The sequence below is a fragment of the Micromonospora sp. NBC_00821 genome (assembly GCF_036347035.1).
Lineage (GTDB): Bacteria > Actinomycetota > Actinomycetes > Mycobacteriales > Micromonosporaceae > Micromonospora > Micromonospora hortensis.
This window is the reverse complement of sequence record NZ_CP108880.1, coordinates 616,658-630,358: the sequence shown is the minus strand read 5'-3', so window position 1 is coordinate 630,358 and position 13,701 is coordinate 616,658. Positions and strand designations below refer to the sequence as shown.

Here is a 13,701-nt window from a genome sequence, read left to right as displayed (position 1 = left end):
ACGCTAACGACCCGGCCTGGCGTGGCGGGCCGCACCCGCCCGCAACGCGACCCGGGCCACCCGACCCGGGGGGCGAACCGGCGGGGACGGGCCGTCGGGCGCGCGGCGGGGGCCACTCGGCGCGAGGCGGTGGGCAGCCGTGGCCGGTCGCGGGCCCCGCGACTACCCTCGTGCCATCGAGACCCAGGTCACCCCGAGGATGAGGAGTCACGGCATGAGCGAGGCATTGGCCAATCTGCTGAACGAGACGCGCCAGTTCCCCCCGCCGGCCGAACTCGCCGCGCACGCCAACGTCACCATCGACGCGTACGCCGAGGCGGAGGCCGACCGGCTGGCCTTCTGGGCGAAGCAGGCCGATCGGCTGGCCTGGTCGAAGAAGTGGGATGAGGTGCTCGACTGGTCGAACCCGCCGTTCGCGAAGTGGTTCGTGGGTGGGCAGCTCAACGTCGCGTACAACTGCCTGGACCGGCACGTCGAGGCGGGCCGGGGCGACAAGGTGGCGATCCACTGGGAGGGCGAGCCGGGCGACACCCGCACCATCACGTACGCGGACCTGCACGAGCTGACCTGCCGGGCGGCGAACGCGCTCACCGACCTGGGGGTGACCGCTGGCGACCGGGTGGCGATCTACCTGCCGATGATCCCGGAGGCCGCGGTGGCCATGTTGGCGTGCGCTCGGATCGGCGCCGCGCACAGTGTGGTCTTCGGTGGTTTCTCGGCCGACTCGTTGAGCAACCGGATCCAGGACGCCAGCGCCAAGGTGGTGATCACCGCGGATGGTGGTTACCGGCGGGGCAAGCCGTCGGCGTTGAAGCCCACTGTGGACGAGGCGGTGGCGAACTCCCCGTCGGTGGAGCACGTGCTCGTGGTTCGCCGTACCGGCGAGGACGTGGCGTGGTCGGACAAGGACCACTGGTGGCACGAGACGGTGGAGACCGCGTCGGCCGAGCACACCGCGCAGCCGTTCGACGCCGAGCACCCGCTGTTCATCCTCTACACCAGTGGCACCACGGCCCGCCCGAAGGGCATCCTGCACACCACCGGCGGCTACCTCACCCAGGCGTCGTACACGACGCACGCGGTGTTCGACCTGAAGCCGGAGACTGACGTCTACTGGTGCACGGCCGACATCGGCTGGGTCACCGGGCACTCCTACATCGTGTACGGCCCGCTCTCCAACGGCGCCACCCAGGTGATGTACGAGGGCACCCCGGACACGCCGCACAAGGGCCGGTTCTGGGAGATTATCGACAAGTACCGGGTGAGCATCCTCTACACCGCTCCCACCCTGATCCGGACGATGATGAAGTGGGGCGACGACATCCCGGCGGACTTCGACCTGTCGTCGCTGCGCCTGTTGGGCAGCGTCGGCGAGCCGATCAACCCGGAGGCCTGGATGTGGTACCGGCAGCACATCGGCCGGGGCGAGCTGCCGGTGGTGGACACCTGGTGGCAGACCGAGACGGGCGCGATCATGATCTCGCCGTTGCCGGGGGTGACGGCGGCCAAGCCGGGTTCGGCGATGGCGCCGCTGCCGGGCATCGTGGCCGACGTGGTGGACGACCAGGGCCAGTCGGTGCCGAACGGTGGTGGCGGCTACCTGGTGCTGCGCGAGCCGTGGCCGTCGATGCTGCGCACCATCTGGGGTGACGACGACCGGTTCATCGACACGTACTGGTCGCGTTTCCCGGGCATGTACTTCGCCGGCGACGGTGCGAAGAAGGACGACGACGGGCACATCTGGCTGCTCGGCCGGGTGGACGACGTGATGCTGGTGTCCGGGCACAACATCTCGACGACCGAGGTGGAGTCGGCGTTGGTGTCGCACCCGTCGGTGGCCGAGGCGGCTGTGGTCGGCGCGACCGACCCGACCACCGGTCAGGCGATCGTCGCGTTCGCCATTCCAAGGGGCAGCACTGACATCGCCGGTGAGGCGGGCGAGCAGCTCATCGCCGACCTGCGCAACCACGTGTCGAAGACGCTCGGCCCGATCGCCAAGCCGCGGCAGATCATGCTGGTGCCGGAGCTGCCGAAGACCCGCTCCGGAAAGATCATGCGCCGGTTGCTGCGGGACGTGGCGGAGAACCGGTCGCTGGGCGACGTGACCACGTTGCAGGACTCCTCGGTGATGGACCTGATCTCCTCGGGGATGAGCGGTACGAAGTCCGACGAGGACTGACGGTAGGCGTACTCATCGGAGGGTGGTGGTCCGTGCGGACCGCCACCCTCCGTCATGTCTTACGGGTACGGTTCGTGCCGCCTCGCCACTGTCACATCGGTCGGTCGGGGGAGTCGGGAGAAGCTGAACGGGCACAGGCATAGATCACCTCTGTCCTTTCGGCCGGTTGTGCTTTAGGTTCACGCAGGTTGGAAGAGTTCGACACACATCGCTTCGATGGTCGGCCACGCCAACGTCCTCCTCCCCATGCCCGAGAAACGGAGCGGCATGAACCACAAACCGCAGTCCAGGGCGCGCCGACGACTACTCGTCGCGCTGCCCGCCATCGCCCTCGCGGCCACGTCACTGACCGTGAGCGGTAGCGCGGCGGCCCAGTCGCCGTCCGGCACCCCTCTGGCGGTGATCGGGGCCGACGAGCACTACATCAACTACGCCGAGCCCGAGGTGCAGCCGGACACCACCGGCCGTGAGGTGAAGGGCAAGGGTGGCATCTACACCCCTGCCGCGGAGTCCGCCCGCGCGTTCGACCAAAAGCACGCCCGGGGCAACCCGGTGACCGCACGGCAGTTGGCCAAGGACGAGGCCAAGTCGCTGAAGACGGGCCAGAACCCCCGCAAGTTCAAGAAGGCCCCGACCACCCAGACGGCGAAGCTGCTGACGCTGCTGGTGGAGTTCAACGACAAGGCCAACGACGACTTCACCGGCGTGATGGTCCCCAAGACGGTGTTCGAGGACCGCACCTGCGTCCCCGGCACGGTCCAGAACGGCCCGAAGCACAACAAGATCCCGGACCCGGCGCGCCTGCCCCACGAGGACAACAACTCGATGTGGGTGCCGGACTTCTCGCCGCAGCACTACAACAAGATGCTCTACAGCAAGAAGGGCATCACCGAGCGGGTCCGTACGGACCTGAAGGGCCCGGACGGCAAGAAGGGCATCGACCTGTCCGGTCGCACCATGCACAACATGTACCTGGAGATGTCCAAGAACGCGTACACGGTGGACGGGCAGGCCAGCCCGTGGATCACCGTGCCGCACTCGGAGGGCTGGTACGCGGCCAACCGCTGCTTCCAGGACGAGACCGGCGCGTGGGTTCCCGGCCGTGAGCAGTCGATGAACGGCCACCCGGACAACCCGGCCGGCGCGGGCCGCCTGGCGACCGACGCGATCGACGCGCTCGTCGCGAAGGACCCGACCTTCCCGTGGGCCGACTACGACATCGAGGACCAGGCCGACCGCGACGGTGACGGCAACGTCTTCGAGCCGGACGGCGTGATCGACCACCTCGTGCTGGTGCACGCCGGTCAGGGCAAGTCCCGCGGTGGCGGCGCCGAGGGCGTGTACGCCGTGTGGGCGCACTCCTCCACGGTTGCCGGTGGTTACACCATCCCGGGCACCAACCTGAAGGCGTCGAACTACATCGTGCAGCCGGAGGACGCCGGCGTCGGCGTCTTCGCCCACGAGTTCGGCCACGACCTGGGTCTGCCGGACCTCTACGACACGTCCGGCAACGCCGACTCCGACGTGGACTTCTGGGACCTGATGGCCTCGGGCTCGCACTCGGGTGAGATCTTCCAGGCGTTGCCGACGCACATGGGCATCTGGGACAAGTGGGTGCTCGGTTGGGCCGACCCGCTGACCATCCGCCCCGGGTCGAACCCGCGCGAGGTGAAGCTCGGCCAGACGTCGCGCACCCCGATCGACTCCGAGGACGGCATCAAGGTCGACCTGCCGGACAAGGTGACGACGCTGGCGACCCCGCACAGCGGCACGAAGATGTGGCACAGCAACAACGACCAGGAGTGGGCCGACGTCAAGCTGAGCCGCTCGGTCGACGTGCCGGCGGCTGCCGACTCGAAGTTCTGGATGTGGAACAACTACATCATCGAGGAGGACTGGGACTACGGCTTCGTGGAGCTCTCCACCGACGGCGGTACGACCTGGACCGAGCAGAAGGTGTACGACGAGGGCGGCACGGTGGTCACCACGCCGGACGGCTACCCGGACCCGAACGGCCGCATGAACGACTTCGGCGGCAAGAAGTACGGCCTGACCGGCAGCACCGACGGCTGGCGGCACGACTACGTCGACCTGTCGGCGTACGCCGGCACGACGGTCCAGGTGCGGCTGCGCCTGGCCACCGACGAGGCGTTCGAGGAGCGCAACTGGTTCGTCGACGACTTCTCGGTCACCGGCGGCGGCGCCACCACCTGGAGTGACGACGTCGAGGGCGGCGACAACGGCTGGACGGCCACCGGCGGCACCTTCGTCGACACCACCGGTGGCGGCTGGAAGGTCTCCAGCGGCACCGAGGTGCACGCCCAGTACTACCTGGCGGAGTGGCGCAACTTCGACGGCTTCGACAAGGGCCTGAAGTACGCCTACGACACCATCTACTCGCACGAGGCGTGGAAGGTCGACCGGATCTCCTACAACGCCCCGGGCATGCTGGTCTGGTACCGGGACACCGCGCTCGGCGACGTCAACCACGTCACCGGGCAGATGACCTCGCTGCCCAGCTACGGCGCGAAGGGCGGGTTGCTCATCGTCGACTCGCACTTCGACCCGTTGCGGCGCACCGGTGAGGCGGCCGTGAAGGACCCGTCGGTGACGGACAACCTGCCGAGCCGCCCGCAGTCCTCGAACGCGGCCTTCACGCTGAACCGGACGTACCCGTTCACCGAGTGCCTGGAGGCGGCGGACGAGCCGTACAGCGCGTACTGCACGAAGTTCAAGGGACTGCCGCCGGTGAAGGCGTTCACCGACGCCAAGGGCTGGTACCCGGGCATCGAGATGCGCGATGGTGCTGCCTACGCCCGGGACAACGACGCGTCGGTGGTCCTGCCGTCGCGTGACAACGCGCCGTACACCACCCGGGTCACCAACCCGGACGGCAGCCCGGCGCCGGAGTTCTACGGCGTGACCCTGGGCGGTGGCGCGATCGTGCTGGGCACCGGAAACCCCGGCGACCAGGGCGTGAACTACGGCGTCTCGCTGACGATCAAGAAGGCTGCCGGGGACAACTCGTCGGCCATGATCTACGTGACCCCGGCCAAGAAGTAACGGTTTCACGGATCGCGAACTGACGGTGGGGCCGGTGGCGGAGACGCTGCCGGCCCCACTGTCGTATGTGCGCAAAGATTGATCGAAAAATGTCGTTGTATACGTTCGCGTCCGGGGCCGCGCTGGTCAGCGGGGCTGATGAACCGGCGGGGTGTGACGGTGAAAAGCATTCCCAACAAAATCTTGCAACAAATCGACGCGTTCGTCTTCCCACCCGTCCCGCCAGTAACTATGTTCACCAATGGTCCCACTAGTGGGATCGATCTCCCACCGGCCTGTACCCCCGTTGGGCCGGTTCCCTCACACCGGAGGTACCACGTGCGCAAAGTCGCAGTGGGTCTGCTCGGGCTCTCACTGACGGCGACAGGCCTGGCTTTCGGCCCGTCCGCCTCGGCGGCGCCTCAGCCCAAACTGCCGGCAGCAGCACCGGCCGCTGCCGAACCGCAGTCACTGCAGGATGAGCTCCCCGACAAGCTCGAGGAGAAGCGCCGCGCGCTGCGTCAGCAGGGTCTCAGCGACGTGCTGACCGGTCGCAGCAAGCCGATCGAGCGCAACGGAAGCACTGTTGTCAAGGTCGGCGAGGTCGGCAAGGCGGGCGGAACGGGCGCCAACGCCCGCGCGCGCGCCGGCGCCGCCGCGCAGACCAGGGATCAGTACGTCGAACTCAAGCGTGAGCGGACCGACAAGATCTTCGTGATCCTGGCCGAGTTCGGTGACGAGCGGCACCCGTCCTACCCGGACAAGGACATGAACCCGGACGTCGCCGGACCGGCGACGTTCGAGGGACCGCTGCACAACAAGATCCCCGAGCCCAACCGGGCCGTGGACAACTCCACCATCTGGCAACCGGACTTCAGCCCGGAGCACTTCCGCCAGCTCTACTTCGGCACCAACCCGGGCGACGAGTCGCTCAAGCAGTACTACGAGGCCCAGTCCTCGGGTCGCTACACCGTCGAGGGTGAGGTGACCGACTGGGTCAAGGTCAAGTACAACGAGGCCCGCTACGGTCGCTCCGACGACCCGAAGGCCGACGACGACCCGACCGGCGACCCCGCCGTCTGCGCCGACAACGTCTGCCCGAACACCTGGAACCTGATCGCCGACGCCGCCACCCAGTGGGTCGCCGACCAGAAGGCCAAGGGCCGGACGGACGCGCAGATCACCGCCGAGATGAAGTCCTTCGACCAGTGGGACCGCTTCGACTACGACGGTGACGGCGACTTCAACGAGTCGGACGGCTACATCGACCACTTCCAGATCGTCCACTCCGGCGGCGACCAGGCCGACGGTGACCCGCAGCAGGGTGAGGACGCGATCTGGAGCCACCGCTGGTCGGCGTTCAACAGCTCGCCCGTCGGCCCGCCGAACTTCCCGATCGGCGGCACCCAGATCGGCAACACCGGCGTCTGGATCCGCGACTACACGATCCAGCCGGAAAACGGCGGCCGCAGCGTCTTCTACCACGAGTACGGCCACGACCTGGGCCTGCCGGACGACTACGGCCCGGCGGACAACAGCAACGAGCACTGGACCCTGATGGCCCAGAGCCGGCTCGGCGCCAAGAACGACGCCGGCATCGGCGACCGTGGCGGCGACCTCGGGGCATGGAACAAGTTCCAGCTCGGCTGGCTCGACTACGAGGTTGTCGTGGCGGGGCAGAAGCGCACGATGGAGCTCGGCCCGCAGGAGTACAACTCGAAGAAGGCACAGGCCGTCGTGGTCGTGCTGCCGAAGCGGGAGTACACCTTCAACTACGGCGCGCCGTTCGAGGGCTCGAAGCAGTACTTCTCCGGCAACAAGGACAACCTCGACGGCACCATGACGAGGACGTTCGACCTCACCGGTAAGTCCGCGGCGGCGCTGTCGCTCAAGGGCAAGTACAGCATCGAGGAGACCTACGACTACCTCTACTTCGAGGCGTCGACCGACGGTGGTCAGACCTGGACCGATCTGGACGGCACCGTCAACGGCCAGCCGATCGGCGTCGACGGCGCCGGCCGCCCCGCCCTCGATGGCAGCAGCAACGGCGCCTGGGCGGACATCAACATTCCGCTGAACACGCTGGCCGGCAAGGTGGCGCAGGTCCGCCTGCACTACGTCACCGACGGTGGCGTGTCCGAGGGCGGTTTCTTCGGCGACGCGATCACCGTGACCGCCGACGGCCAGACCGTGCTCAGCGACGGTGCCGAGACCGACGCGGGTTGGGCGCTCGAGGATTGGGAGGTCGTCGGTGCCACGTACACCGACGAGTTCGACAACTTCTACATCGCCGGCAACCGCTCGTACGTCTCGTACGACAAGTACCTGAAGACCGGCCCGTACTTCTTCGGCTACGCGAACACCCGCCCGGACTGGGTGGACCACTACGCGTACCAGGAGGGCCTGCTCATCTCGTACTGGAACACCCGCTGGGACGACAACAACACCGCCCCGGCATCCCCGACCAACCCGGGTGGTCACCCCGGTGAGGGTCGCAACCTGTACATCGACGCGCACCCGCGCCCGATCTACAACCTGACCGGCGCTCCGTGGCGGGCCCGCGTCCAGATGTACGACGCACCGTTCAGCCTGAACAAGGCCGACTCGTTCACCCTGCACCTCAACAGCCAGCCGCAGTACATCCGTGGCCAGGCCGCTGAGCCGCTGTTCGACGACACCAAGAAGTACTTCTACGAGGAGCTGCCGAACCACGGCGTCAAGCTCCCCGCGACCGGTGTCAAGATCAAGGTTCTGGAGCAGGACGGCACCTCGATGAAGATCCGGGTCAGCTGACCACTGATCCCGCACCAACCAGCGACGCCCCGGGCAGGTCATCTGCCCGGGGCGTCGCCCTTTGTCCGGCCCTTGTGCCGCTGGTTCCGCCCGCCGGACCCCGGTCCCGCTCCGGGACTACCCGGGGCTTTCCCCTGTTCAACGCGACCACCAGGGTCGTCCGCGGCAACCGGGTCCTAGGCTGTCTGCCATGACCGACCAGCGCGGCGGGGCCGTCGACGAGTCCTGTGTCCTCACCGAGGGGCCGTGGACGCACCGTTTCGTCGGCGCCAACGGCAGCCGGTTCCACGTGGTCGAGGGCGGCACCGGGCCGATGGTGCTCTTCCTGCACGGCTTCCCGGAGCACTGGTGGGCCTGGCACCAGATGTTGCCGGCGATCGCCGACGCCGGCTTCCGGGCGGTCGCCGTCGACCTACGCGGCTACGGGGCCAGCGACAAACCACCCCGGGGGTACGACGGCTACACCCTCGCCGCCGACATCGCCGGGCTGATCCGCGCGCTCGGTGAACGATCCGCGACGATCGTCGGCAGCGGCCTCGGCGGCATGGTGGCCTGGACGGTGGCGTCGTTCCACCCGTCCCTGGTCCGCCGGCTCGTGGTGCTGGGGGCGCCGCACCCACTGCGACTGCGCGCCGCCATCTTCGCCGACCCACGCGGGCAGTTCACCGCCTCCACACCGGCGTTGAAGTTCCAGCTACCCCGCTACGAGCACGTCCTGACCCGCGACGGCGCTGCGGCAGTCGGCGAGATCATGCGCCGCTGGGGCGGCCCACAGTGGGTGGCCGGGCCGGACTTCGAGGCGTACGCCGAGCGGTGCCGGGAGGCGATGTGCATCCCGCAGGCCGCGTTCTGCGCGCTGGAGGGTTACCGCTGGGCGTTCCGTTCGCTGCTGCGACTGCACGGCTACCGGTTCGTCCGCCTGATGCAGAAGCCACTGTCCACCCCGACCCTGCAACTGCACGGTGCCCTGGACACCGCCTCCCTGCCGCGCACCGCGCTGGGTTCCGGCCGGTACGTCGTCGCCCCGTACGAGTGGCGGCTGCTCGACGGGGTGGGGCACTTCCCGCACCTGGAGGCACCGGAGCTGGTGCTCGGCGAGATCCTGCGGTGGGCGAAGACCTGACCGGTCAGACCCGCTGCTCCCGCAGGTCGGTGACCTCGGCGGCCGGCGCCCAACCCTGGTAGACGCCGAAGTCGAAGACCTCCAGTCGCATCGCCTCGGCCACCGGCCAGCGACCACCGGTGTATTCCACCCGCAACCAGGCGTCGTGCTTGCCGAGCACGATGAACGGCTGCCCCTGCCAGGTGCAGGTGGTCCGCACGTACGCCAGATCCTCGATCTCGCTCGCCGGCAGCACGCGGACGTAGCGGCCCGCGCGGACCTCCTCGAAGCCCTCGCCCGGCTCGGGCTGGTAGAGGCGGATGTCGTCGCCGTCCGGGCTGGCCTGGTATTCCCGGCCCTGCCAACGAGCCACGTAACCGTCGCGCATCACGCCTCCCCGACCCGTCGCCAGGTGACCGAGTCGGTGTCCAGCTCCGCGACCACCCGCTCGCTGCCGTCCGCGCCGATGCGCCAGAGCTGGGCGCCGTGCGGCAGCCGTGCGCTGTCCACCTTGAACTCCGCCACCACGTCGCTGCTCTCACCCGGGGCGAAGCCGTTGCCCCGGAACGGCGGACGTTCGATGACCCAGCCCTCCATGGCCCGCATCGCCGGCTCGTTCTGACCGCCGTACGGGATGCGGTAGAGACTCGGCCGGTGCGCCGGCCAGCGCAGCACGTAGATCTCCTCGGCGTCCGGGGCGAACGGCGAGCCGGGGTAGCTGAGGCCCAGCGCCTCGTGCAGCTGAGCCGGTGTGGTCAGGTGGGACAGCTCACCGGCCCGGTGCACGAACCCGGACACCCTGTCGTACCCACGATCCAGGTAGTACGCGAGCTGGCTGGGGGCGATCGCCTTCTGCATGACCGTCGGCCGGGTCGGGTCGACCGCCGCTGGGGCGTACCGGGGACGGGCGGCGGGTTCGGCCACGGCCGGCGCTTCCACCTGGTCCACTTCCAGGTCGTCCCCGAGCCCGACCTCGGCGGCCCAGTTGGCCAACGCGACGATCTGCTCGCCGGGCAACTTGGCACCCACCGGCGTGCCCGGGTTGACGGCGAACGACCAGTCCTCGTCGGGCCAGCGCCGGATCAGCTGGGCGAACTTCACCCGGACCGTGTCGACGTCCCCCTCGACATGGTCGGCGAGGCGCTCCGACGACGTGTAGACCACCACGTACGTCTCGCCGTCGAGCTGTCCGGTACGCCAGACGAAGCCGGGATCCCCGGGGCGGCTTCCCCGCACCGATTCCGGTGCCGCCGGCAGTAGCACCCGGGCCAGCAGGAGGGTGGACAGGAACGTGTCGGTGCTGCCCGAGCCTGCGGCGCTGAGCAGGTCCTCCTCGACCGTGTTGGCGGGCTCGAACTCGACCGGCGCCGGCTCGTCGGCCGGCGAGCGCGGAACGTCGCTCGGGCTCACGCTCGCGCCGCTGCCCTCGCCGTCGGCCTGGTCCGTACCGGCCGGGCCCACCGACGAGACAGCACTGTCGGCGCTGTCGTCCTGGAGCGGGGCGTCGACGCGGTCGTCGATCCGCGGGTCGCCCAGGCCACCGCCGGCTGCGCCGACCTCTGTCGGAACCACGGGGTGCGGGGCGGATGGGCTCGGGGCCGGCTGAGCGGGGCTGAACGACGGGGGCCCGGACGGGCTGGAACCGAAGGACGACGGGCCGAACAGGCCCGGGTCGGAGGACGTCGAGCCGAACGGCGGCGGGGCGGCCTCGGCGGGGCTGGGCCGCCGGGGCGCGTCGACCGGCGCGCTGCTCTCGACCGGGTCGGCGAGGTCGCGGGACTCGATGATCGTGCCCTCGATGACGATGGGCGTGAAGCCGCGGCGCGGCGCGGGCGGCCCGGAGACCGGTTCCGCGACTGACACCGGCAGATCCTCCGTCGGCTCGAACCGGCCCGGCCGGTCCTGAGGAATCGCCTGCGTCTCCTCCGCCGATGGCCGCCCAGGCGCACCGATCAGGGGTGGCTCACCGGTCACCCGGAACGCGCGGGTGGGCTCCTCAGCCAGTGGGTTGTGCCGGCGCGGCGGCAGCGGCTGGGTGATCTCCTCGCCGGATGGCTGCGCGTCCATCCCGCGGGACGCGCCGAGGCCACCTCCTGGCCGTCGTATCGGCTGGGTGGCTGCCGGGTCCGCCACCATCGGAAAGGCTCGCGTCGCGGGCTCGTCGGCCGGCGCGTCGGCCGGACGGCGGCGAGGAAAGGGCTGGCTGCCTCGCCCGAACCGAGTCGGCGGGGCCGCCCGGTCACCGGGGCGTCCCCCACTCGCGGCCGGGTCGCGGGTCGGGCTGGGGTCGAAGAAGGAGCGCCGAGGCGCGGCCTGGGGGCCGGCGTTGCCGTTGGCCGGAGGGGGGCCGTCGACGTCGCCCGGCCGGGTCGCTGCCGGCCAACCAGCGCCGGGCCCGGCCTGGTCGGTGGTGGGGCCGGCGGTCGCCAACGGGGTGAAACGGGACTGCCGGCCGGTGCGGGGCAGGGCTTCGGCGCCCGGTGTGGGCCGGGGCGGCTCGGTGGGGTGCCGCTGACCGGCGGCGGGCAGGCCCTCGTCGCCGGACCGGCGCGGTGGCTCAGCGGGAACGGGCGGCCGGGGCGCCGGGCCCGGTGCCGGCGGGGCACCCACTCGGGGGGCACCGCTCCGGCTGGGCCTGTGGGGTGTGAGCGGAGCACCATCGGGGCCGGACGAGGCCGCCCCCGTCGCCGGGCGCGATCCGGCGGCTGGCGCGGAGTCCCGAGCTGGCATGCCGGGCCGGGTGCGGGCCAACGTCTCGGCCCGTTCCAGACGGGCGCGGGCACCCATGGCGCGGCCGGGCAGTCGCACGTCACCTCGGGACAGCTGCGACACGAACCAGGCCGGCAGGTAACCCTCGACCGGCAGACCCGGATTGACGGCGAGCCACCACTCGTGGTTGGGCCAACTGGCCGCGAGGTCCGCGAAGGGGATGCGTCGGTTGCTGCCGGCGTGATCGCCGAGGCAGGCGCGCAGGGCGGCGGCGGAGGTGAAGGCCAGGACGTGGGTCCGGCCGCCGGTGGTCCAGGTGCCCCATCCGGCGGGTGGCTGGCCGGGCTGCGTCGGCGCGGAGACCGGCAGCAGCACATCGGTGCGGGACAGGACCCTGAAGTACAGCTCCTGGTCGTTGGCGCGCAGCGCGTCGCGCATCGCCACCTCGGCCTCCGTGGCCGGCTCCCATGCGGTCACGGCCACCTCCCCTTCCGAGAACAGGCCACAGGTATCGCGTACAACCTACAAGGTGGTACCAAGATCACAATGGCTGGCCGGCGGCGGCCTGCCAGGGCCAGGAGGAGGCGATAACATCCCGTTCCGGAGCCGATACGATACGGAGGGTGTCGATGTCCGGATCGATAACGCGCCCGGTCCTCGCAGGTCTGGCCGCCAGCCTGTTGACCGTACCGGCCCTTCCGACAGTCGCCGCCACCGCCGGGCTTCGGGCGGCACCGGCCTGCGCGACACCACTCGCCCCCGTCCGGCCGGTCGCGGCCAGGCCCTGGCCACAGCAACGGTACGACCCGGCGCGGCTCGCGTTGCTGGCCACCGGCGCCGGGGTGACCGTCGCGGTTGTCGACTCCGGGGTTGACCGCGTGCACCCGCAGCTGGTTGGGCGGGTGCTGGCCGGCACGGACCTGCTCGACCCCGGCGGGGACGGCGGTCGGGACTGCGCCGGGCACGGCACCGGTGTGGCAAGCATCATCGCCGCGGCGCCCCGCTCCGACGTCGCCTTCCGCGGTCTGGCGCCGGGTGCCCGAATCCTGCCGGTGCGGGTGAGTGAGCAGCAGGTGGTGCAGGGGCGGGAGTCGGGGCGTACGGTCAGCGCCGACGAGTTCGCCCGGGCCATCCGGTGGGCCGTCGACCATGACGCCGACGTGGTGAACCTGTCCGTGGTCCTGTACGCGGACGACCCGGAGGTCCGTTCGGCCGTGCGGTACGCGGTCGACCGGGACGTGGTGCTGGTGGCCGCCGCCGGCAATCTGCACGACAGCGGGGACCCCCGACCCTTCCCCGCCGGCTACGACGGGGTGCTCGGTGTGGGCGCGATCGGGGCGGACGGCGCGCGGGCGGCGTTCTCGCAGACCGGCCCGTACGTCGACCTCGTGGCCCCGGGCAGCGAGGTGCTGACCGCCGCACCCGGCGCCGGCCACCATCGGGTCGAGGGCACCAGTTACGCGGCGCCCTTCGTGGCCGCCACCGCCGCGTTGCTGCGGCAGTACCGGCCGGAGCTGACCGCAGCCCAGGTGGCGGAGCGGATCATCGCTACCGCCGATCCAGCTCCGGGCTCGGGCCGGGGCGGCGGGTACGGCGCCGGCGTGTTGAACCCCTACCGGGCGGTCACCGAGACCAGCGGCGGCCGTGCGGCCGGCGCGCGGCCGGTCGCCGCCCTCGCCGACGACCGGGCCGACCCGGCGCAGCTCGCCCACCAGGCCCGCCGGGCCGCCGCGCGGGACCGAGCCCTGCTGGTCGGCGCGGTGGCCGGCATCACGGCGGTCACAGTGGCGCTGCTCGCCCTGGTGGTGCCTCGGGGCGCCCGTCGACGCTGGCGCCCGGCCGACCCGGCCTGAGCCCGCCCGCACACGACCTGAGC

General features: G+C 70.5%; 7 protein-coding genes. 5 read left to right on the top strand and 2 right to left on the bottom strand.

The window, feature by feature from the left end; translation table 11 throughout:
* The first annotated feature begins 214 nt into the window (after nt 1-214).
* The 4 genes from acs (at nt 215) to OHB44_RS02950 (ending at nt 9,137) form a co-directional block, all read left to right on the top strand.
* Nucleotides 215-2,179, top strand: coding sequence for an acetate--CoA ligase (gene acs, locus OHB44_RS02965; protein WP_330439553.1), 1,965 nt, complete (start codon nt 215-217; stop codon nt 2,177-2,179).
* 267 nt (nt 2,180-2,446) lie between these two features.
* Complete coding sequence (locus tag OHB44_RS02960; protein WP_330439552.1) at nt 2,447-5,242, top strand: immune inhibitor A domain-containing protein; 2,796 nt, start codon at nt 2,447-2,449, stop codon at nt 5,240-5,242.
* A 333-nt stretch (nt 5,243-5,575) separates the two neighbouring features.
* Nucleotides 5,576-8,014 carry an immune inhibitor A domain-containing protein gene (locus OHB44_RS02955; protein ID WP_330441176.1) on the top strand — a complete coding sequence of 813 codons (2,439 nt, stop codon included), beginning with the start codon at nt 5,576-5,578 and terminating at the stop codon, nt 8,012-8,014.
* Between the two features lie 190 nt (nt 8,015-8,204).
* Nucleotides 8,205-9,137: an alpha/beta fold hydrolase gene (locus OHB44_RS02950; protein WP_112638703.1), complete on the top strand. Its 933-nt coding sequence runs from the start codon at nt 8,205-8,207 to the stop codon at nt 9,135-9,137.
* 4 nt (nt 9,138-9,141) lie between these two features.
* Here OHB44_RS02950 and OHB44_RS02945 read toward each other — a convergent pair whose 3' ends face one another.
* Both OHB44_RS02945 and OHB44_RS02940 read right to left on the bottom strand, forming a co-directional pair.
* Nucleotides 9,142-9,507, bottom strand: a complete 366-nt coding sequence (locus OHB44_RS02945; RefSeq protein WP_266303938.1) for a hypothetical protein — start codon at nt 9,505-9,507, stop codon at nt 9,142-9,144.
* Nucleotides 9,504-12,302 carry an SseB family protein gene (locus tag OHB44_RS02940; RefSeq protein ID WP_330439551.1) on the bottom strand — a complete coding sequence of 933 codons (2,799 nt, stop codon included), beginning with the start codon at nt 12,300-12,302 and terminating at the stop codon, nt 9,504-9,506. Before OHB44_RS02940 ends, OHB44_RS02945 begins: the two co-directional genes overlap by 4 nt.
* A 152-nt stretch (nt 12,303-12,454) precedes the next feature.
* Between OHB44_RS02940 and mycP the strand changes: the two genes are divergently transcribed.
* Nucleotides 12,455-13,678 carry a type VII secretion-associated serine protease mycosin gene (mycP, locus tag OHB44_RS02935; RefSeq protein ID WP_330441175.1) on the top strand — a complete coding sequence of 408 codons (1,224 nt, stop codon included), beginning with the start codon at nt 12,455-12,457 and terminating at the stop codon, nt 13,676-13,678.
* Nucleotides 13,679-13,701: the final 23 nt, after the last annotated feature.